The organism is Acinetobacter sp. CIP 64.2 (genome assembly GCF_000369645.1).
Classification (GTDB): domain Bacteria; phylum Pseudomonadota; class Gammaproteobacteria; order Pseudomonadales; family Moraxellaceae; genus Acinetobacter.
On the sequence record NZ_KB850122.1, the window covers coordinates 1,185,671 to 1,207,830 of the forward strand.

Here is a 22,160-nt window from a genome sequence, read left to right on the forward strand (position 1 = left end):
TGATCCGCTTCAAATCCTGTTCCTACTTCATGATTTCCTATGCTTGAGGAAAACAGTTAGATTAGAATCTCGGCAATATTATTCTGATAATGAACCTAATCACGAGCAAAAATCCAATGCAAAAAATGTCCTTTGTCTTTTTTATATTTAGCTTACTTTTTCCTTTCACTACTTTTGCCAATTCAACTGAACCGCAAGAAAGTATGGATATTTTTATGGGCACCTTAACCATAAAGGATAAAAAAGCCACTTTGACGCGATGTGATAGTGTAGAAAATGAATATGTGCTAAAAGATGCAGATTGGTCTAAGGAAAAGGCGGTATCAAGTTTTATCTCCAAAGCCTCAAAACTCAAACAGCCGATTTATGCAGAAGTGATTGCAGCCTATAAAAGCGAAAAAGATACCAATGTTTTACTGGTCGATTCCATTGAAAATCTGACTGAAGCGAAAAGCTGTCATTTGGCAGATTTCTTTTAAGGCTCAAAATCGTTAACAAACTTTTAGGTCGGCTATTGGCAATCGCAATGCCGTTACTCACTAAACGTTTGCCATGTCTCAAAAGCATGTGTGCGATACAGCTTTAACTTGGAAAACTGAGGAATAATTGCTTCACTTTGTGTCGGTCTTAAAAACACAAAATCATCGACTTGAATATCACAATCCTTCGGTACATTGACCAACTCCTGATTACTGCTACGACCATACAATGCATGGGTATGCGCTTGGTCAGGATAGACATAATCAGCCAGCCAATAGCCACCATAAATAAACAGCGCCTTACACTTATGTGGCAATTTATCCAACAATGACATCGATGGCAGTTGAGTAAATGGCAAGATTTTTAATACCGGTGCAGCAATCCATAAGGCGGGTTGCAAGGCCCTTAAAAAATCACTGTCAAAATCACTCGGTTTGAGCAGCATTGAACCAAAAGACAAATCATTGCAGACACTTTCAGTCGTATGAAAACTAAAGGTTGGACTGCCTCCGCCATTAAAGCAAAGCTCATGCTTCCACAGCGTTGGGAACTGCTCTTTAATTAGCTTTTGGTAATCGGCATAGGTCTGCTGCGAGCTTTGATAGGCCAATTCAGGCTTTTTAATAATGGCTGGGATCTTGCTGACATGCGCATCATAGCCCATCAAACCAGAAAGTTTTAAATACTGCGGATACTGTTGAATTAACTTTAATATTTCGACCATTTGCGCTGTCGACTGCACGCCACCACGATGTAAACCGACATCAATCTCAATATTTACATCCAAGCATAGCGAATAGAGCTGAGCAATCTCTAGGTATTGCTGTAAACGTTGCTTGCTATCAATCAGCCACTGGATATTGGCATTTGACCATTCTGGATGCTGTTCAAAGAAGTGACGTACGGCTTGAGCGGGCATCGGCTTACCCAACAAGATATCGGCTTCAGCAAAATTTTCTAAGATTAAAACGATATGTGGTTGATGAAACACCATAAAGCGCTGTGTATCAATCTGTTCAGATAACAATTTGAGTAAGTCTAGGCTCGCTAATGACTTCACCACCAAGCGCGCTTTTAAATGTGGTGCATGAGACAATCGTACTTGCACATGCTGGATATTCTGTTTTAAAGCCGCTTCATCGATGATCAGTTGCGGAGTGGCAATCCCCTGTTTTTTTAGATCGAGATTGAGTTGTTTAAAATAATGATCCAACATGGCGATACCTTTTTTATTTAATCGTGATCCTAAAAAACCATCTTATACGAGGGAATGTCATCTACAACCTGAGCAAGCCAAAGCGACCAAAGCTTTGGCAAAACGCAAGAGTTTAAATACATCTTGCGAAGCTTGAAATGCTTCTCAGGACGAAACCAAAGTAAATCTAGCCGAAAGCTTCACCCTTAATTGGATGGGAATTCGATATGATTCCGTTAAGTACTTTCAACTCATAAAAATTCGATTTAACCTAAAAACAGCTTTTCCAGATAGGGGTTTAAAAATTTGGCTTCTGGGTCAAGCTGCTGACGCAAAGCCATAAAATCATCCCACTTTGGATATAAAGCCCGAAGCTGTGTCTTGTTCATTTGATGCATTTTACCCCAATGCGGACGCCCCTTATATTTTTGCAAGATTGGCTCGACCACATCAAAAATCAAACGCGGGTCTTGCTTATGATATTGATGCACCGAGATCGAAATGGAATCCTGCTGATAAAAAGGACTGAGCCAAATATCATCGCCTTTGACAAAGCGAAATTCGAGCGGAAAAAAGGTCGCAACTTTATACGTTCTTAAGGCATGCAACACTTCATCTAGACACTCAATTCCACGATCAACAGGGATCTGATACTCCATTTCATTGAACTTGGTATTGCGCGGTGTTGGAAATATCTTGCTCGACCAATCGACATAAGTGGTTGGTTTGACAAAGATCCCTAATAGCTTCTGTAAATAAGGATTCAGCGAAGGAAAGTTTTTGGTCAGCTCTGAACAAAAGGTTAATAAAGTATCATCCGATGGGAAATTTTCCTTACGAGGCAAAACAGCTTCATCGGTCTCATCCAAGGTTTTCAACATCAACTGCTTTTCATGGGAAAACACAAAGCACTCAATATGTCGATGCTGATGTTTCCATTGCTGAATGTGTTGCATCATGTCCTCTACAGGACAAAGTTCAATGTGTTCTTTGAGTTTATAGCGTGGGCGATTTTGCATGGTGATCCGGGTCAAGATGCCTAAACTACCTAAAGAAACTCGCCCTGCGGCAAAAACTTCAGGATGTTCTGTACGACTGCATTTCAGGATTTCACCCGAAGCCGTCAACAACTCAAATGCCTCAACATAGGCCGAAATACAATGTAAATCTGCGCCTGTGCCATGTGTGCCTGTAGAGACCGCACCCGCCAGACTTTGTTGATCAATATCGCCCTGATTCATTAAAGCCTGATTGATCGATTGTTGTTGTAAATGTTGGTCTAGGTCATATAAACGTGTGCCTGCATAAATGCTGCTTTGGCAGCGTTCGAAATCGGTAGAGGCTATTCCGGCAATATGATCCAAAGACAATAAGGTTGCATCAGTACAGACCAACGGCGTAAAAGAATGCCCTGCACCCACTACCCGTATTTTTTGCTGCGCCTGAACAATAGCCTGTAGTTCTTGAATATTGGCAGGTTGCAAAATCTGTTGTGGCTTGGCTTTTTGAAAGCCAGACCAGTTCGACCAAATGCCTTGTGTTAAATCACTCATACTGCCTCTCCTTGGCTAACGGCAGTTTTTAAATTGCCATGATTAGTGCGTTTTGCGAGTTCCTGCACTGGAATATGCGGTGGTCGTGTCATTTCATTGTAATGACGTTTATCTTTTTCTAATAATAACTGTTCTGCTAATCCTTGGAACTTGCTCTGACAGGCTGCCAATGTCCATTGACCAAATAAGGTATGTCCACCTTCATACGCCTGCGCTTGGTATTCTTCATAGGTGGTGACATAGCCCATATAATCATTGCAGTACGATGCTAACCAAACGCTTTCAATTGAAGCCTGTGCGGCAAGTGTCTGTTTAACCGTATTAATCACACGCTGCCCTGCGATGGTCGTAAATTCTCCTGGGCAGCAAATCAAAGCCAATTGACCTAATCGCACAATTTGTAAGGGAACCACACTTGGGACTAAAGGACTGTGCTGAATCGCACCTGCTTTCACTTGTCGATTCATTTCGGCAATCAGCGGATCAAGCATACTCGGCGGAAAACCAATCGGTTGACCTAAAATCTTTTTGGCACCTGCTTCCAGTAAAATCTGTTTCGGCCCTTGAGATGCATACAGCTGTTGATAGTCTGCAAAGTCTGCTGCTTTGGGATGCTTGGTTTTTTGTTTGCGAAATTGATCGGCTAAAAATTGCATCCCCATGATTAAGGGTTTGGGTGCACCTAAACCATCCACAGGTGTGCCTACAAAAAATGCAGTACCATGACAAGGTTGGCTGGTCTTTGCATGCTTTTGCCCCGCTGCAAATGCATCGGGAATCTCAATATTGCTCAGATCAACATAGGACAAAACAGCATCGATCCTGCCTTCGACTTTTTCCAAAGTTTTAGCAATATTCTGCTGTAAGGTACTTAAAGCCAGTTCACTTTGATAACGCCCATTTTGTTGCGCGTATTGATACTCCTGCTCACCCTTAATTCGATTGCGAATCTTGAGCTGATCTTTGCCATGAAAATGTGGCGATACATCCCCTGCGGTTGCTTGAGCAAAAATCGTGACTGGATTTTGAATTCCTTGCTCAGTTAAAGCCTGCTCAGAAAATGCAGCCGCATAACCTTTATTATCGCCATCATAGGCGTTTAAAGAATTTCCCAAACAGGTTGCATGTACCCCAAAGAAAGAAATAAAGGACTGCAATTTTTGTTTACGATAAAAACCAAGCAATTGCATTTCACGGTTTAAGGCTAAATGCGTTTCAGCCTCAGTGCGCGGCTGAACCTCTGGGTTAAGATTATAAGCTTTGATTGAGCGGTTCCATGCCACAGCAGTATGTTCTGAAAAATGTTGCGTCCCCAAGAAAATCTCGGTGTCTTGTTCAGACCCGATTGCATTTTGAATACTCAGTACAATCGCCTCGACAATTGCACTGAGATGTTCAGGCACAAAACCAGGTGTCGGTAGATTATATAAGGCTTCATAACCACAGCCACCAGGCCCAGAGTGGGTATGGGTCGCCATTAACACCAATTGATTATCATCAAATTGTGAACCTAAGATCTGCGTGAGCTGCGCTATCGTTTGGCTGCGCATGGCATGGGTAATACAACCTAAATCAAGACAACAAAGTAGCAGTCGATGACCGGATGGATCGACGATGCTCACACTACGGGCATATAAAGCCGTAAGCTGTTCATAAGCACGATGCGACCATTGCCCATAACCAAACATGGCATAACCTTTCGGTGTAATTTTGATTTGCTGCTTGTCCCAACCCACCTGATACATCACGACTTCCTTTCAATTCTTTTTCTAACTGTGTTAAAGCCTGTTGAAAGTTAATCAAAATTATGCGATACCCAACAGGGTTAAAGACACTTTTCTGTGGGGGGCAAAACGGACTTATGCCTATACGTAGCAGCGATAAAAATGATCAACAGCAATTTATTCCACCCACCATTCTGGCGAGCCTGATCCATTATGCAGAGCAGCAACAGTGGGATTATGCTGCATGGTTTGAGAATTCAGGTTTAGACACTGCACAAATACAGCAAACCCAAGGTGTGGTTCGTTTTAGCCAACTCTGTGATGTTGTTCGTCAAGCCATGACCACCTATCAACAACCTAACCTAGGCTTAAAGCTTGGCAGTAGCGAAGGTCTGATTTCGATGGGGATTTTGGGCTTTGCCATGCAATCGTGTAAAACGGTTGCAGATGCTTTAGACATTGCGCTGCGCTACCATCGGATTTCTGGCAGTGTCTTGAATATCGACTTTTCTATCCACGCTGATCTTTGTGAATTGGAAGTCACCGAACCTTATCCCTGCAATGAACTGAAAGCCTTTTTCTATGATGAATTATTCAGCAGCATCATCACCTGTTTAAACGCCATGTTGGGCGATCATGATGATGTGATCAGTCTTGAGCTCAGCTATCTACCAAGCGAATATCAACAACAATATAGCGAACTCTTTGGCTGCCCGATCCAGTTTAACCGTGATAAAAATATCATGCGCTTTAGCAGCAGCCTATTACAACGCAGCTTAAAAAATTATAGCCCTGCCAACTACGCAACTGCTATCCAAATCTGTGAACAGTCCTTAAAAGAAATCGACCAGCTCAATCAAGTCGGCTATGTACATTTACTCGATCATTTGATTGAACAGCACTTACCTGAACGCTTTGAGATGCAGCACGCTGCTGAACATTTACGGATCAGCGAACGCCATTTAAGACGGCAATTATTAGCAGAGGGCTTGAGTTTTCAACAAATTCGGCAAAATGTGTTAGAACGCAAAGCCAAGCAATTACTGGAACAAAACCTGTCGATGAGTGAAATTAGCCTGCAATTGGGTTTTAGCGAATTACGTGAATTTCGACGTGCCTTTAAACGCTGGACGGGACAAGCGCCTTCGATCTATAAACAAGAGGCTCATTTTTAATTAAATAACACTTTGAAAATTTTGGATTAATTGATGCTATCTACCATTTTATATAGAACTGTTCTCAGGAATCACTGGTGCTACAGGTCATCCACAACCTGCGTGAGATTAATCAAACGCCATTTCTGCGATTAATTTAAAGAGATGATGGAAGTAAACAGGTTTTGTGGATGACAATGGTTTTGGTTACTTTTGCCGAAACAAAAGTAACTCCAGCTGAAGGCTTATCCAAAAATAAGATGAGATCTCTGTAAGATTCCACCGAAGCAAAAAATTAAAACTAAATTTTAACTCGCTGCTTGATAAAACGGCACATCACCGTTAATCGTGGCACGATGCATAATTCGATGTGCATCACCATAATCAAATAAAGCCTTATGCTGCGTACAACGATTATCCCAAATCGCGACATCGCCTGCCTGCCACTGCCAACGCAAATGGAACCGTTCATTGGTGGCATGCGCAAATAAATATTGCAACAATTCAGCACTTTCAGCCTCATCCAGCTCATTAATACGTGTAGTAAATCCTTCACTCACAAACAAGATGGGCTGGCCTGTTACAGGATGTGTTCTGACCACAGGATGAACAACGGGTGGATTACGCTTAAAGGTTTCTTCCAGTTTTTGACGCTCAACATCATTATGCGCAAAACGTTCAATCGGGAAAGACTGACGAATGTCATGTGTTGCGGTTAAGCCTTTTAACTTCTGCTGCAAGTCTTTATTCAAAGCAGCAAATGCCGCCGCGCCACTTGACCAGAGTGTATCACCACCGACAGGTGGAATCTTGATGGCTTGTAATACACAGCCCAATGGTGGCTTTTGGCTGAAAGTGACATCGGTATGCCAAAGTTCATTATCACGTAAGTCTTGTTTCCAACTGTCCAATACAATGATTTCAGGCACATCCACGATAGATGGATAGATCGGATGAATATGCAAAGAACCAAAACTACGTGCCAACTCAGCTTGCGCCTGAGGTGCGAGCTGCTGATTACGGAAGAAAATTACATGATGGTCCAGCAAGGCCTGTTGAATTTGTTGTGTAGTATTTTCATCAGCCGTGTTTAAGTCAACATCGTGAATAATGGCACCGATTGTTGGTTTAATAACTTCAATATTTAAGGTCATCTTTTACTACTCACACTTATAACTGTTGGCCATACCAAGGAGATAATTGCTTCTGTAACCAACGCAAAAACAATTCAAAACTAACCGCGACAATCGCAATCACAATAATGCCGAGAACCACTGTGTCGGTAATCAGGAACTGTGCTGCAGACTGCACCATAAAACCAATGCCTCGATCTGCTGCCACTAATTCCGAAGCCACCAATGTTGACCAGCCCACCCCCAAACCAATACGGATACCCGTCAAGATATGCGGTAAAGCGGTTGGTAAAATCACATGCCAAAACACTTGCGACTGGCTTGCGCCTAAAGACAATGCTGCACGCTCACGGTTGAGCTGATGGCTGAGTACGCCATGGGTACTGCTGATAATCACAGGTGCAAGGATCGAAAAGAAAATCAAAAGCACTTTAGTGGTTTCACCAATCCCGAACCAGATCACCAATAGTGGTAAATAGGCCAAAGGTGGAATCGGACGCAATAACTCAACCAATGGATCAAGCACTGCACGCACCCATTTGTTTAAACCCATCCATAAACCTAAAGGCACACCAATGGCTATCGCGGCAACTAAGGCCAATAAGACACGTGAAATACTTGCTGCCAAGTGTTGCCATAAAGTGGCTTTCATAAAACCTTGCTGGCTGACTTCAAGGAACTTCTGCCATACCGCTTGTGGACTGGGTAAAAACAGGCTTGGGACAATTTTTAATGCGGTAATCAAATACCAAATCACCAAGACACCGAGTACACTGGAAAGACTGAGTGCTAAACTACGATGACGAGTAAAGAAAGCTCCTATTGGACTCAAAAAAGAAGCAGACTGAGCTTGATTCGTCGATTGTAGTTGTTCTGTCTTACTCAGCTCATAAGCTGTATTTTTTGCTTGACCCGTCATACAGCCACCTCATGTCCTGTCTGTTTCTGCGCACGTAAACGTTCAAACAATTGCTCGCGTAATTGGATAAATTTCGGATCAGACTTAATCGCACGAATCGATTCGCCTTGCTTATAACGCGCTGCAAAATCCAGCTTTAAAGTTTCGACAATCTTGCCTGGGCGAGCAGTCATTAGCACCAGTTGATTACTCAGCAATAGTGCTTCCTCAATGTCATGAGTAATCAGGAAGAACGATTTATTTTGTTCAATCCATAAATCCAGCACCAACTGTTGCATGGTTTCACGGGTAAAGGCATCAAGCGCAGCAAAAGGCTCATCCAGTAAAATAAATGCCGCATGGCTGATCAAGGCACGTGCAATCCCAACCCGTTGTTTCATGCCACCGGACAATTCCCAGATATTGGCTTGAGCCACGTGACTTAAACCAACAATTTTTAGAATTGCATCGACTTGCTGCTGAATTTCTTGCGCTTTCAAACCCTTGAGCTGTAAAGCAAAACCGATATTTTCAGAGACATTTAACCAAGGTAACAGCGCATGATCCTGAAATACCACCGCACGGCGCGCATCAGGCGCAGTCACCACTTCACGATCCAGTTTAATCTGGCCTGAACTTGGCTGTTGAAAGCCAGCTAAGATGTTGAGTAATGTCGTTTTACCACAGCCAGACTCACCCAAAATCACAGTCAACGTACCTTCTTCAATCTTCAGATTGATATCTTGCAATACAGGTACAGTCTGCTTTGGAAAAGTTAAATGAAGATGCTCGGCAGCTAATACGCTCATTTAGATCTCCTATGGCTGTATGAAATTGGTGGTCACATTATTTTGATAATCAGGTTTGACTTGATCGACTTTACCTTGGCTCTTTAAAAAAGTTGCGGTATCGAAAATATTCTTGGCAAATTCACCCGATAAAGTCGCTTGCTGTTGCTGACGATCGAGGTACAGATTTCCTGAAAGAAGCAATGGAATATCTTTGCTGTCCGACCCCGTCAACTGAGCAATTTTCTGGATATTCTCCGCATTTTGCTCAAATGCTTTCGGATCTTGGTTATAGCTTTCAATCTGCTTTAAGCTGGTTTGTACAAAGGCTTTTAAGAATTCTGGATTTTTTTCAGCGAAATCTTTACGCACTACCCATAAATCATAAGTTGGTGCACCCCACTCGCCGACTTGTTTTGAGTCTGTTAAGACATGACCACTGGCTTTAACTTTACTCAATGCAGGTTCCCAAACATAAGTTGCATCAATATCACCACGCTCCCAAGCTGCTGTAATTTCAGGTGGGCGTAAGTTAATGATCTTGACTTGATTATCTGCAATATTCCAATGCTTGAGTGCTGATAACAGGCTGTAATGTGTCGTTGAAACAAAGGGAACGGCAATAGTTTTGCCAATTAAATCTTGAGGCGTCTGAATCCCAGATTTATTACTCACAACTAAAGCTTCGGAGCCGCCTAATTTTGCAGTCACCAAAAATACTTCTATCGGTAAATCACGGCTAGCTGCGGCTGCCAATGGACTAGAACCGATATTACCAATCACGACATCACCAGAAGCAAGTGCATTGACCACATCTGATCCTGCATCAAACTTACGCCATTGAATTGCTTGATTACTATCACGTTCATAATCACCATTGGCTTGTGCCACTTTGGTTGGATCCACACCCGTTTGATAGGCAATCACCACTGCCTTGTTATTTTTAGACTGAACTGGTGCAGCATCTTTTTGATTTTGATAGACAATAAAAGCAACAATCGTCACAAGGACGATCGCTGTAACAATTAGCGGCTTAGCGTTCTTGATGCCCATAATTAAATGATCTTTCAACAATATAGGCTTATGGTATTCGGCTTGCTTTATGATTAAAAATAAGAAAAAGTGAGTTGCTTATTCTTTTATGAGATAAGAATAAGGCTTAGACAATTTATGCTGCTTTTATCATCAATTTTGATATTTTTACTGTTCTTGCATTTAATTTTCCAAATCACTCTTTTAAATATTTATCCTTTATTTTAATTGAAAAGTAAAATATTTAATCCTGATAATTCTATATTTAAATTAAATAAGCACATTCACTTTAAAATTCAGTTTTAAACTATATTCCCAACAAGTTAATAAAAACCTATTATTTATCAAAAATAGATATATAAATAAATTTTGCTTATTTACCTGAATATCGAAACAGTCCTAAGATAAAAAAAACATCACGTTGATGTATATAGAGGTTATAAAAATGAATGCTCAATTTGATTCTACTCAAGCTGTGGAATCCAACTTTAGTTCTCACGGTTCTTCAAACGATCCACAACATATACTGCAGCGTGCGCAACATTATGCAGAAGAAAATGAGCTTGATTTTACAGGCAGCATTCCTCCTGCTGAAGCCTGGTTTCTTGTTCAACAAGGCCATGCTGTTTTAGTGGATGTCCGTACCAATGAAGAACGTAAATTTGTGGGTTATGTTCCAGAAAGTATCCATGTAGCCTGGGCTACTGGAACATCATTTAACCGCAATCCACGTTTTCTGAAAGAACTAGATAGCAAAGTCGGTAAAGATCAAACCATTTTATTACTCTGCCGTAGTGGAAAACGCTCAGCCTTAGCAGCGGCAGCAGCTTTTAGTGCGGGTTTTGCCCAAGTTTATAATGTGCTGGAAGGTTTTGAAGGTGATTTAAACGAGCAACAACAACGTAATCAAAGCAATGGCTGGCGTACGCATCAGTTACCTTGGTTACAAGATTAAAGCTGCTTTTTTAAGCAATTATTTTACGATTTATTTAATATCTCGTTTTGCAAGGAACTCGCGTGAGCCAATGGAAAATACAGCCTGTCGTGGAAGGCCTACAACAAGCACGACATGAATGGAGAGAACGTCAACATCGCATCAAAGAGTTTGGTGGACGTGAACTGCCATCTAAGGATGCGCTGAAGTCAATTTTAGATGATTTGTGTGGGATCTTATTTCCAATGCGACTTGGGCCGAGCGATCTACGCCAAGAAACAGAAGATTATTATATTGCCTATACCCTTGACCGTGTCTTGAATGAACTGTTTGCGCAGGTCAAGTTGGCTTTAAATTACGAAGCCAAAAGTCGGGTTAAACCCATCCCTGTTTCAAGTAATGAGCGTCTGCTGTACGAACAGCAAGTTGCTTTGGCACATACCATCGTACAAGATTTTGCCAATACCTTACCTAACATCCGTCGCTTATTGGATGCTGATGTCTGTGCTGCTTATGAAGGTGATCCCGCAGCGCATAGTGTTGATGAAGTCCTGCTTTGCTATCCAGGGATTTTAGCAATTATTCATCATCGTGTAGCGCATCAGCTCTATCACAGTGTTCCACTGCTCTCACGCATTATTTCTGAATTGGCGCATTCGGCCACAGGGATTGATATTCATCCAGGCGCCCAAATTGGAAAAGGCTTCTTTATCGATCATGGCACAGGTGTAGTGATTGGTGAAACCTCAGTGATTGGCGAGTATGTGCGCATCTATCAGGCCGTTACGCTCGGCGCAAAACGCTTCGAGCTGAATGAAGATGGGGCTCTGAAAAAAGATTATGCCCGTCACCCAATTGTTGAAGACCATGTGGTGATTTATGCAGGTGCAACCATTTTAGGCTGCATCACCATTGGTAAGGGCTCCATTATTGGCGGTAACGTTTGGCTGACACATAGTGTTGCAGCAGGCAGCCAGATTTTACAGTCGCCAAGTGAGTCATTACATAATAGTAAAGTTTAAATTAATGAGTTATTTAAATATTTTTCAGAATAAACAAACGTATATTCAACACTTATATTTATTTTTTATAAATATATTCTTATGAGTAATAAGTAAATAATTTATGATTATTTATCTCATAATAATATTTTTAAAAATACTAAATAGTCACTAGTCTAGTTGAATAAATCATTAAACATTATTGCAATAAAACCAATTTTATTAACAAAGCCAAAGACAACAGGAAAATTGATTCATGGCAAAAACCACTGATAAAGTCCAACTTGCACTTGGGGATCATGCCGCTAGACAGCTTGCCAATGCCACCAAGACCGTTCCACAACTTTCGACCATTACCCCGCGTTGGCTCACGCATTTATTGCAATGGATTCCTGTTGAAGCAGGTATTTATCGCGTTAACCGTGTCAGCAATACCGATGACATCCAAGTTGCATGCACACAACGTGATGAGGCTACATTGCCCCAAACTTTTGTTGATTATGATGCGCAACCGCGGGAATATTTCTTAAATGGTGTTTCTACCGTTTTGGATATTCATACCCGTGTTGCCGATCTTTACAGCAGCCCACACGATCAAATTAAAGAACAATTACGTTTAACCATTGAAACCATTAAAGAACGCCAAGAAAGCGAGCTGATCAATAATCCTGAATATGGTTTATTGGCCAGTGTCGCAGATGAACAGCGTATCTCAACTTTAAATGGCCCCCCAACGCCAGATGACTTTGATGATTTATTGCGTAAGGTCTGGAAAGAACCAGGTTTCTTCCTTGCACATCCAGATGCGATTGCTGCATTTGGCCGTGAATGTACCCGTCGTGGTGTACCGCCACCAACTGTCAGTTTATTTGGTTCACAGTTCATCACATGGCGTGGTGTCCCACTGATTCCATCCAATAAAATTCCAGTGGAAGATGGTAAAACCAAAATCCTGTTACTCCGTGTAGGTGAAAAACGCCAAGGTGTTGTGGGCTTGTTCCAGCCGGGCTTGGCTGGCGAGCAGTCCCCAGGGCTTTCCGTACGCTTTATGGGCATCAATCGCAATGCAATTGCGTCTTATCTGATCTCACTATACTGTTCATTGGCAGTATTGACTGAGGATGCTTTGGCTGTGCTCGAAGATGTGGAGGTGGACAAATATCATGACTACCCAGTTAACTACAAATAATTTGCAAGGTAGTCCAACGGGTTCTGAAGTGGTCGGTGTTAGCCCACCGTCCAACTTCCCAGATGAAGCAACACTTTCAAGACTCGCCTCTGAATTTTTTGCTGCACTGCCAAGCTCAGGCAGTGGTCACCCTTCTGGTTTGAATTTGGACTTGCCCAATGTCGGTACACCGCCACATCAACCTCAGCCTGCTGAACCTTTAGCAGCGTTAAGTGGTCGTGCGCCCAATATTGCTTATGAAAAAAGTTTGAACCCTGAATATCCCGAGCATATCCCAAACTATCCCGATTATCCTGAACGTCGTGCGATTGCATCTGCGCCAGTAGTCGGTGGGGCGAACTTGCCTCGTCCACCAATTGAACCAAATTTTCCACAAGCTATTCATAGCTCACCGAATGTGCCTTTGGTTGAACCTTCTCGCCCATCGGCAAGCGAGGCATCACCATTTTATTTTTTAAATGATTTTGCAGCACCCAGCACATCAAATTCTGAATTTGATGCTGCCAGTTTTGCAACAGCACAATCATTTCAATTACCACACGGCGATGCGCTAAAAAGTTTATTGCAGCAAGACCAGCCACGTTCAGCCCAACCCCAAAGTACTGCGTCCTCAGGTTTCTACTTTCTAGATCTACCTCAGAGCAATACAGATTACGGCAATTACCAAGCCTCACAGCCGCAGTTTGTTGCCAATGCCGCTCAGCCCTTGGATATTCAGGCCATTCGTCGTGTTTTTCCAATCTTGCAAGAACGCGTCAATGGCCGTCCTCTGGTCTGGTTTGATAATGCAGCAACGACGCAGAAGCCACAAAGCGTGATTGATCGTATTGCCTATTTTTATCAGCATGAAAATTCCAATATTCATCGTGCAGCACATGAACTGGCAGCGCGTGCGACCGATGCTTATGAACATGCACGTAATGTCGTGGCCCGTTTTATTGGGGCAAAATCATCCAAAGAGATCATTTTTGTTCGTGGCACCACCGAAGGGATTAATCTGATAGCCAAGACGTGGGGTGAGCAGAATATTGCTGAAGGTGATGAGATCATTGTGTCGCATCTTGAGCATCACGCCAACATTGTACCCTGGTTCCAACTCACCAAAAAAGTCGGTGCCAAACTCCGTGTCATTCCAGTGGATGATACTGGCCAAATCATTTTGGAAGAACTGCCAAAATTGATCAATGAGCGAACCAAACTGATCTCGATTACCCAAGTCTCCAACGCCTTAGGTACGGTCACCCCTGTGGCTGAGGTGATCAAAATCGCGCATGCCAAAGGGGTGCGGGTCTTGGTTGATGGTGCTCAATCGGTTTCGCATATGCCAACCGATGTGCAGGCAATTGATGCGGATTTTTTTGTATTCTCAGGACATAAAGTCTTTGGGCCAACAGGTATTGGTGCAGTCTATGCCAAACCTGAAATTCTGGAGACCATGCCTGTGTGGGAAGGTGGCGGCAATATGATTCAGGACGTCAGCTTCGAGCAAGTTGTTTATCAACCTGCACCCAACAAGTTTGAAGCAGGTACAGGCAATATTGCCGATGCAGTTGGTTTAGGCGCTGCACTGGAATATGTGGAACGCCTCGGCATTCATAATATTGCCCGTTATGAACATGACTTGCTGGAATATGGCCAGCATGCATTAAGCAGCGTTGCAGGTTTGAGACCGATTGGCACGGCGAAAAACAAAGCCAGTGTCATGTCCTTTACCCTTGCAGGTTATTCAACCGAGCAAGTGGGTAAGGCACTGAATCAACATGGCATTGCAGTGCGTTCAGGACACCATTGTGCTCAGCCGATCTTGCGTCGTTTTGGTGTGGAACAAACGGTGCGCCCATCTTTGGCGTTTTACAACACCACGGAAGAAATTGATTTGCTGGTGTCAGTCTTACATCAACTGAGCAGAAACAAACGCAGTGCTTAACCCCTCTCCAATAAAAAAGACTGCCTCAGTGCAGTCTTTTTCTATTCAGGCAAAGGCCACACTCCAAATCAATCGTAATGCAACTGCACTCAGAATAACCCCCATTACCCGTTCAAAGTACACCCCAAACTCCAAAAAGCGTTTCCGTACAACCGGTTGTGCAAACATGATACTTACCAAAATAAACCATGACGCATTCACCAGACACATCCAGATGCCATAACCAATTTGAACCTTTAACGGTGTGGTTGGGCTAACAATCGTGGTAAAAATCGCCAAAAAGAAAACCGTCGCTTTAGGATTCAGCGCATTGGTTAAAAAACCCATATTAAAGGCTTGGATCAAGCTCGGTTTGCCCAGCGCTTCCCCTGCCAAAATATCCAGATTGGCATTCGGTTGACTACGTAAACATTGCCAGCCCAAATAAATCAAATAAGCCGCGCCTGCAACACGTAATAACGACATTAACCAGACACTTTGCTGGATCAGCACGCCAACCCCGACCAAGGTATAAAACACATGCACCGAAATGCCGACACCAATGCCGATTGCAGTGATACAGCCAATTAAATAACCATAACGAACACTCTGTCGAACCGTAATAATAAAATCAGGCCCCGGTAATACAACAGCCATAAAATGGATCAATGCCAAGGCTAAGAATTCATGCCCATATAACTCCCACATTTCATTTATCTCCACACCATGACAATAGAAAATGATTGTATTTCGATTTTCCAAACGCGATAATCCAATAAAAATCCAAATAACTTTTGCCTCATGAGCACAAATCAAAGTCTGGTTCTGTTAAATGAAATGGCTACTTTTGTCAAAGTTGTCGAAACGGAAAGCTTTTCTGAAACGGCGCGTCAGCTCGGTTCCACTCCGTCTGCCGTGAGCCGTGCCATTGCCCGTTTAGAACGCGCTTTAGGCACACGCTTATTGCACCGCACCACACGTAAACTGCGTTTAAGTGAAAGTGGTCAACAGGTGTACGAACGCTGTGTCGACATGGTCAATGCGGCACAGGCAGTAATGGAAAGCTCAGGTCAGTTTCATATTGAACCACAGGGCATTATTCGGATCAGTGTGCCCAAAGCCGTTGGGCATTTTATGCTGCACCCACATTTGCCTGAATTCCTGGCACTCTATCCTAAAATTGATATTCAATTGCTATTGGAAGACCGCTATATTGACTTGATTGATGATGGTGTCGATCTGGCGATTCGTATTACCGAACAGCCACCGGGTGGCTTAATGGGACGAAAACTGATTGATATTGATCATTTGATTTGTGCCACGCCTGAATATTTACACAAGAATGGGATACCACAACATCCTCATGATTTAAAGCAGCACCAATGTATTTATTTGGGTGAACAGCCCAATGATTCGAAGTGGAAATTCCAGCAAGAACAGAAATCGATTACGGTGCCAGTCCGTGGTCGTTATGCAGCCAATCATACCGGCGTGCGTCTCAGTGCTGCTTTACAACACTTAGGCATTGCCAGTTTGCCTTACTTCGTGGCACGCCATGCCTTAGAACAAGGCACACTGGTTCAGGTCTTACCTGATTGGCATTTTAAAACCCACTACAGTGGTGGCGCATGGTTGCTCTATCCACCTACTCGTCATGTTCCACCTAAATTAAGTGTCTTCATTCAATATCTGGCGGAAAAATTAGCCGCAGAACCAGTCTTGTTTCAGCAAAACACCCCAAGCTAAAACGATCAATTTCATTTATAAATTTAACGCTAATAGCAAACAACATAAAAATTAATATATTTTAAGATATTAATTTTTATAAATATAAAAAACAAAAAGATCCATTCATAAAACAATAAAAAGCATCTTTATTTTTATCTCTCTCAATAGACAATGCACAAAAACAGATATTTTTTGCTGCATAAGTTATTTTTCTTCATTTTGCATAATCGCTAATCTAACAACCAAGTTGTTATAACAAGTTTAAATTCAATGAACCAACCGATTGTAAATAAACTGAGTGGCGAACGCCCGTTGTATGATCAAGTCTATCAGGCCCTGCTGCAGCAGATTGTTGATGGAACTTATCAGATTCATCAGCAGTTACCATCTGAAAAAGAACTGAGTGAATTATTTAACGTCAGCCGTATCACCATTCGTCAGGCACTCAATCAACTTCAGCTCGAACACTTGGTTTACAAGATTCAGGGCAAAGGCACTTTTGTGAGCGCACCGAAAGCCTTTCAGAACATTTCCCAGTTACAAGGCTTTGCAGAAGCCATGACCAATATGGGACATGAGGTGTTTAACGTGGTCAAAGAATTTCGCTTCATTCCCGCTACACCACAAATTGCATCGAAATTAAAACTTTCGCTGAACAGCACCGTGGTGGAAATCAAACGGATTCGCCTGCTCAACCGTAAACCGGTTTCATTTGAACTGACTTATTTACCCGAAGCGATTGGACTAGCTTTGCAGGAGATCAACCTCTCCACGCGCGATGTGTTTTTAGCGATTGAAGAAGATTTATCCATTGCCTTGGGACATGCCGATCTAAACATTGATGCCACCCTTGCCGATGAAGAACTCAGTGAACTGCTGCAAGTCGATATCAATGCCCCTCTGTTAAGAGTGGAACGACTGACCCATGATCATGCTGGCCACCCAATTGACTTCGAATATCTCTACTTCTCAGGAGAGACCTTCCAATACCGTTTAAGAGTCGATCGAAAAAGAAATACCTAAGGTCACTAACCGTGTGAATTAAAACGCACTCAAAAAGGCAAAACATGAATACGATTACACTGGACTATGACATTGTCGTCATTGGTGGGGGGACGGCTGGCCCAATGGCAGCCATCAAAGCCAAAACAGCCAACCCCAACCTGAAAGTTTTACTGATTGAAAAAGCCAATGTGAAACGCAGTGGTGCAATTTCAATGGGCATGGATGGCCTGAATAATGCCATTATTCCTGGCTATGCCACGCCTGAGCAATACACTAAGGAAATTACTATTGCCAATGATGGCATTGTCAATCAAGCTACAGTCTATGCCTACGCCAAACACAGTTTCACCACCATTCAGCAACTGGATCAGTGGGGTGTGAAATTTGAAAAAGATCAAACAGGTGAATATGCCGTCAAAAAAGTCCATCACATGGGCGCTTATGTGCTGCCGATGCCTGAAGGTCATGACATTAAAAAAGTCCTGTATCGCCAACTGAAACGTGCGCAAGTCAAAATCAATAACCGCATCGTCACTACTCGCCTGCTGAAAAATGCTGAGGGAGCGATCAACGGCGTACTCGGCTTTGACTGTCGCAATGGTGATTTCTATGTGATCAAAACCAAGGCTGCGATTTTATGTTGCGGTGCAGCAGGACGTTTGGGCTTGCCTGCATCTGGCTATTTGATGGGCACCTATGAAAACCCGACCAATGCAGGTGATGGCTATGCCATGGCTTACCATGCCGGAGCTGAACTCTCCAATCTGGAATGCTTCCAGATCAATCCGCTTATTAAAGATTATAACGGCCCTGCCTGTGCCTATGTGACTGGTCCTTTAGGGGGTTATACCGCCAACAGCAAAGGCGAACGTTTTATTGAATGTGACTACTGGTCAGGCCAAATGATGTGGGAGTTCTATCAAGAACTGCAAAGTGGCAATGGCCCAGTATTCCTGAAAATGGATCATTTGGCCGAAGAGACCATTCAAACTATTGAAGAGATTTTACATACCAATGAACGCCCAAGTCGTGGACGTTTCCATGAAGGACGTGGCACCGATTATCGCCAAGATATGGTAGAAATGCAGATTTCAGAAATCGGTTTCTGTAGCGGTCACAGTGCTTCCGGGGTGTGGGTCAATGAAAAAGCAGAAACCTCGGTCAAAGGCCTGTATAGCGCGGGTGATATGGCAGCCGTTCCACATAACTACATGCTCGGTGCCTTTACCTATGGCTGGTTCGCTGGGGTCAATGCCGCTGAATATGTCATTGAACAAGCTGATTCAGAACTGAATGCCGATGAAATCGAAGCTGAAAAAGCTCGTATTTTTGCCCCTTTGCAACGTCCAGAAGGATTGTCATCCGAGCAAGTGGAATACAAGTTACGCCGTATGGTCAATGACTACCTCCAGCCGCCCAAAACCCGACAGAAAATTGAGATTGCGCTGAAACGCTTTGAGGAAATCAAAGCCGATATTGAGCAGATCAATGCCAGTCACCCACACGAATTGATGCGTGCCGCCGAAGTGGCTGTGATTCGGGACTGCGCCGAAATGGCCGCACGTGCCTCGCTCTTCCGTGAAGAAAGCCGTTGGGGACTCTATCACTACCGTGCAGATTGCCCTGAAAAAAACGATCAGGACTGGTTCTGTCATGTCCATCTGAAAAAAGATCAGCACGGCAATATGGTCTGCTTTAAAAAAATGGTAGAGCCCTATCTGATCCCGATTGAGCAAGATGAGGCCAACTCCTACAACCGATTGCGGATTAATAAAAAATTAGTGGCTGAAACAGTCAAATAAGGAACATCACATGGCTTTTATTTTTAAAGAAATTCCCCATCGTACTGCCGCCCCCGTATTGGTGGATGAAGACAAATGTATTGCGGACAAGGGTTGTACCGTCTGTGTTGATGTTTGCCCGATGGACTTATTGGCGATTCATCCAATCAGCAACAAAGCCTACATGCAGTTTGATGAATGTTGGTATTGCATGCCATGCGAAAAAGACTGCCCGACCGATGCCATTCAGGTCAACATTCCATATTTACTTAAATGAGGGGAACAACATGAGACTCAACCATTTCGCCAAAAGCCTGATTCTGAGTAGTAGTTTGCTAACGATCTTTAGCTCGGCACATGCAGAAAAGATTCGGATTGCGATTGGTACCCAAGATACCACCATTAACTGTGCTACTGGCGGCTTGCTGATTCGCGAGTTAAATCTACTGCCTAAATATTTGCCCAAAACAGGTAAATATAAAGATGCCCAATACGATATTGTCTGGAAAAACTTTACCTCTGGTGCACCATTGACCAGTGAAATGGTGGCAGGTCGTTTAGATATTGGCGCAATGGCAGACTTTCCTGCGGTTAATAACAATGTCGCTTTTAAAAAGACAGGCAAAGAAAGTATTTTCCTGAGTGTGCTATCAGGCAGCACGACAGGTAGTGGTAACGGTATTGTGGTTCCACTGGATTCGGATGTGAATTCGATTCAGGACTTAAAAGGAAAAACCATTTCTGTACCTTTTGCCTCAACCGCACATGGCCTGTTACTGCGTGCCGTTGCAGCCCAAGGTTGGGACCCAAAAAAGGATGTCAAAATTATTGCCCAAGCACCTGAGGTTGCAGGCCCAGCACTCAAAAGCAATAAGATTGATGCTCATGCTGACTTCGTTCCTTTTGCCGAATTATTTCCCTACCAAGGTTTTGCCCGCAAGATTTATGACGGTGCGCAGGCTAAAACCCCAACCTTTCATGGTTCTTTAGCCAGCAAATCCTATACACAACAATATCCAGAAATTATTCAGGCCTATTTACGCGCAACAATTGAAGCCGATCAACTGATCCGTAAACAACCTGAAAAATACAGTGAACTGATCGCAGCCAAAACAGGGATCCCAGCCGAAGTGGTGTATTTATTTCATGGACCTCTCGGCGTACAAACCCGTGACCTGACTTGGAAACCAGAATACAAACAAGCCACTCAAACCGCAGTCGATACTTTGAAATATCTGGGTCGTGATGATGTTGATATCGATGTCAATCAATTCATTGATGATCAATACATCAAAAAAGCCTTTCAAAGTGCGGGCTTGAATTACGCGCAACAACTCAAAAATTACGCTCAATCCCCTCTCGTTGCCAAAGATGCCCTGACGCAAAAACCGATTCAAAGTTTTGATCGCGTTACACAAATTTGGGTGAAAGGCGAAGCCCAAGTGCGTAGTTATGCTACACCTGAAACGGCCTTTGCAGATTTAAATAAATTAAAGCAAAGCGGTAAAAACATCCGTGTGGTCTATAACCAAGACCGTCATTTAAGAATCAAATTACTGGCGAATCTGGCATGGTATGCCACCGATAAAAGCGGTCAGATCAGTGCCTTCTTACTGCGTGGTGATGCCAACAATTGGGCCAAAACACATGGCGGCAAAGTCTATGACTTTAATAATGCCCAAAAGTTGGTGAAGTGAACAAATCCCTCCCAACCTCCCTTTAGAAAGGGAGGAGCCTCACGGAGCTTAGTCAGTCTTTAGACTCGTGAAAAGTCCCCTTTTAAAGGGGGGATTTTGAGATTCAGGAGAAAACAATATGAATAGTTTAGCGGATACCCAACCGATTCAGTCTAAGGCAATCCGCCCTGTGCTGAGATTCTCAAAAAGCCGAGTGATTTCATACAGCTTGAGTACTATGTCACTGGTGTTCAGTCTGGTATTTTGGCAACCGGCTTCACAGCATCATTTAAATTTAGGGCTAATCAATTTTTCCAATGTACCTTCGCCACGAGAGGTGATTCAGTCTCTACTGGCTTTTGCCGAATTGGATACCGCGCTTGCACATGTCAAAGCCAGTATTACTCGAGTTCTGATTGGCTTCTTACTCGCATCAGTAATTGGGGTTATTTTAGGATTATTGATTGGTTATTCCAAAACCTTGGCTGCCCTATTGATGCCACCCTTAGAAATCTTGCGTCCGATTCCGGCCGTTGCATGGATTCCTTTAGCAATTTTAATGTTTCCATCATCAGAAGCCTCGATGATTTTTATTACCTTTTTAGGTGCGTTATTTCCAATCTTGCTCAATACCATTCACGGCGTTGAGGCCGTTGATCAACGCCTCATTGCATCCGCAAAAAGTCTAGGCGCAGGTCAGTTTGCCATTTTGCGAGAAGTGATTATTCCTGGATCTTTACCTAGTATCACCACTGGTCTTGCTATTGGTATGGGAACTTGCTGGTTCTGTCTGGTCACAGCTGAAATGATTTCCGGTCAGCTCGGTATTGGCTATTTCACATGGGAGTCTTTTACTTTACAAAACTATGCCAACATTATTGTCGGCATGCTCTTGATCGGTGCCTTAGGGATGTTCAGCAGTGCTTTTCTGCGCTATCTCGGTAAAAAACTTACCCCTTGGTATCAGTTAAGGAAGGCATAAC

At 43.1% G+C, this 22,160-nt stretch carries 21 protein-coding genes; 13 read left to right on the forward strand and 8 right to left on the reverse strand.

All coding sequences use genetic code 11. The features are described from left to right. Positions 1-116 precede the first annotated feature (116 nt). Positions 117-479 (forward strand): hypothetical protein, encoded by a 363-nt coding sequence (locus tag F895_RS05485; protein ID WP_005242833.1) that lies wholly within the window; start codon positions 117-119, stop codon positions 477-479. Between the two features lie 53 nt (positions 480-532). Here F895_RS05485 and F895_RS05480 read toward each other — a convergent pair whose 3' ends face one another. Beyond that, the gene (locus F895_RS05480) at positions 533-1,696 is read right to left on the reverse strand and encodes an alanine racemase (RefSeq protein ID WP_005242835.1); all 1,164 of its coding nucleotides are present in this window, start codon (positions 1,694-1,696) and stop codon (positions 533-535) included. Here F895_RS05480 and F895_RS19935 point away from each other — a divergent pair. Next, positions 1,695-1,832, forward strand: coding sequence for a hypothetical protein (locus tag F895_RS19935; RefSeq protein WP_155522863.1), 138 nt, complete (start codon positions 1,695-1,697; stop codon positions 1,830-1,832). The two genes, F895_RS05480 and F895_RS19935, sit on opposite strands and share 2 nt — an antisense overlap. 109 nt (positions 1,833-1,941) lie before the next feature. Here F895_RS19935 and F895_RS05475 read toward each other — a convergent pair whose 3' ends face one another. After that, positions 1,942-3,228 (reverse strand): D-arabinono-1,4-lactone oxidase, encoded by a 1,287-nt coding sequence (locus F895_RS05475; RefSeq protein ID WP_005242838.1) that lies wholly within the window; start codon positions 3,226-3,228, stop codon positions 1,942-1,944. Beyond that, positions 3,225-4,973, reverse strand: coding sequence for a neutral/alkaline non-lysosomal ceramidase N-terminal domain-containing protein (locus tag F895_RS05470; RefSeq protein WP_005242844.1), 1,749 nt, complete (start codon positions 4,971-4,973; stop codon positions 3,225-3,227). Before F895_RS05470 ends, F895_RS05475 begins: the two co-directional genes overlap by 4 nt. Positions 4,974-5,035: 62 nt before the next feature. On the opposite strand from F895_RS05470, the gene F895_RS05465 reads away from it, so the two are divergent. Beyond that, positions 5,036-6,127: an AraC family transcriptional regulator gene (locus F895_RS05465; RefSeq protein WP_005242846.1), complete on the forward strand. Its 1,092-nt coding sequence runs from the start codon at positions 5,036-5,038 to the stop codon at positions 6,125-6,127. Between the two features lie 287 nt (positions 6,128-6,414). Here the strand turns inward: F895_RS05465 and tauD are convergent, their stop codons facing one another. From tauD to tauA, 4 genes are read right to left on the reverse strand one after another with little or no spacing between them, the layout of a single operon-like run. Beyond that, the gene (gene tauD, locus F895_RS05460; protein ID WP_005242848.1) at positions 6,415-7,260 is read right to left on the reverse strand and encodes a taurine dioxygenase; all 846 of its coding nucleotides are present in this window, start codon (positions 7,258-7,260) and stop codon (positions 6,415-6,417) included. 16 nt (positions 7,261-7,276) lie between these two features. Continuing rightward, a complete protein-coding gene (gene tauC / locus F895_RS05455; protein WP_005242849.1) occupies positions 7,277-8,158 on the reverse strand; it encodes a taurine ABC transporter permease TauC in 882 nt (293 codons plus the stop codon). Further along, positions 8,155-8,946, reverse strand: coding sequence for a taurine ABC transporter ATP-binding protein (locus F895_RS05450; RefSeq protein WP_005242850.1), 792 nt, complete (start codon positions 8,944-8,946; stop codon positions 8,155-8,157). Before F895_RS05450 ends, tauC begins: the two co-directional genes overlap by 4 nt. Positions 8,947-8,955: 9 nt before the next feature. After that, a complete protein-coding gene (gene tauA, locus F895_RS05445; protein ID WP_171057855.1) occupies positions 8,956-9,996 on the reverse strand; it encodes a taurine ABC transporter substrate-binding protein in 1,041 nt (346 codons plus the stop codon). A 406-nt stretch (positions 9,997-10,402) separates the two neighbouring features. On the opposite strand from tauA, the gene F895_RS05440 reads away from it, so the two are divergent. From F895_RS05440 to F895_RS05425, 4 genes are all read left to right on the forward strand, one after another. Then, positions 10,403-10,912, forward strand: a complete 510-nt coding sequence (locus F895_RS05440; RefSeq protein ID WP_005242852.1) for a rhodanese-like domain-containing protein — start codon at positions 10,403-10,405, stop codon at positions 10,910-10,912. A 62-nt stretch (positions 10,913-10,974) separates the two neighbouring features. Next, complete coding sequence (gene epsC, locus F895_RS05435; RefSeq protein ID WP_005242854.1) at positions 10,975-11,913, forward strand: serine O-acetyltransferase EpsC; 939 nt, start codon at positions 10,975-10,977, stop codon at positions 11,911-11,913. 235 nt (positions 11,914-12,148) lie between these two features. Further along, entirely contained in the window at positions 12,149-13,081 is a 933-nt protein-coding gene (locus F895_RS05430) for a family 2A encapsulin nanocompartment shell protein (protein WP_004654714.1), read from the forward strand. Beyond that, positions 13,056-15,008: a family 2A encapsulin nanocompartment cargo protein cysteine desulfurase gene (locus tag F895_RS05425; RefSeq protein ID WP_005242857.1), complete on the forward strand. Its 1,953-nt coding sequence runs from the start codon at positions 13,056-13,058 to the stop codon at positions 15,006-15,008. The genes F895_RS05430 and F895_RS05425 overlap by 26 nt, the downstream gene beginning before the upstream one ends. 45 nt (positions 15,009-15,053) lie before the next feature. On the opposite strand, the gene F895_RS05420 is transcribed toward F895_RS05425, so the two are convergent. Continuing rightward, positions 15,054-15,695, reverse strand: a complete 642-nt coding sequence (locus F895_RS05420; RefSeq protein ID WP_005242860.1) for a LysE family translocator — start codon at positions 15,693-15,695, stop codon at positions 15,054-15,056. Between the two features lie 93 nt (positions 15,696-15,788). Between F895_RS05420 and F895_RS05415 the strand changes: the two genes are divergently transcribed. The 6 genes from F895_RS05415 to F895_RS05390 all read left to right on the forward strand — a co-directional run bounded on the left by F895_RS05415 (position 15,789) and on the right by F895_RS05390 (position 22,159). Then, positions 15,789-16,733: a LysR family transcriptional regulator gene (locus tag F895_RS05415; RefSeq protein ID WP_005242862.1), complete on the forward strand. Its 945-nt coding sequence runs from the start codon at positions 15,789-15,791 to the stop codon at positions 16,731-16,733. Positions 16,734-16,985: 252 nt separating this feature from the next. Then, a complete protein-coding gene (locus F895_RS05410) occupies positions 16,986-17,738 on the forward strand; it encodes a GntR family transcriptional regulator (protein WP_005242864.1) in 753 nt (250 codons plus the stop codon). A gap of 44 nt (positions 17,739-17,782) precedes the next feature. Continuing rightward, positions 17,783-19,522 carry a fumarate reductase/succinate dehydrogenase flavoprotein subunit gene (locus tag F895_RS05405; RefSeq protein WP_005242868.1) on the forward strand — a complete coding sequence of 580 codons (1,740 nt, stop codon included), beginning with the start codon at positions 17,783-17,785 and terminating at the stop codon, positions 19,520-19,522. Between the two features lie 10 nt (positions 19,523-19,532). Beyond that, positions 19,533-19,778: a 4Fe-4S dicluster domain-containing protein gene (locus tag F895_RS05400; protein ID WP_005242870.1), complete on the forward strand. Its 246-nt coding sequence runs from the start codon at positions 19,533-19,535 to the stop codon at positions 19,776-19,778. A gap of 10 nt (positions 19,779-19,788) precedes the next feature. Continuing rightward, positions 19,789-21,198: an ABC transporter substrate-binding protein gene (locus F895_RS05395; RefSeq protein ID WP_005242872.1), complete on the forward strand. Its 1,410-nt coding sequence runs from the start codon at positions 19,789-19,791 to the stop codon at positions 21,196-21,198. Positions 21,199-21,316: 118 nt separating this feature from the next. Continuing rightward, positions 21,317-22,159, forward strand: a complete 843-nt coding sequence (locus F895_RS05390) for an ABC transporter permease (protein WP_005242874.1) — start codon at positions 21,317-21,319, stop codon at positions 22,157-22,159. Position 22,160: the final 1 nt, after the last annotated feature.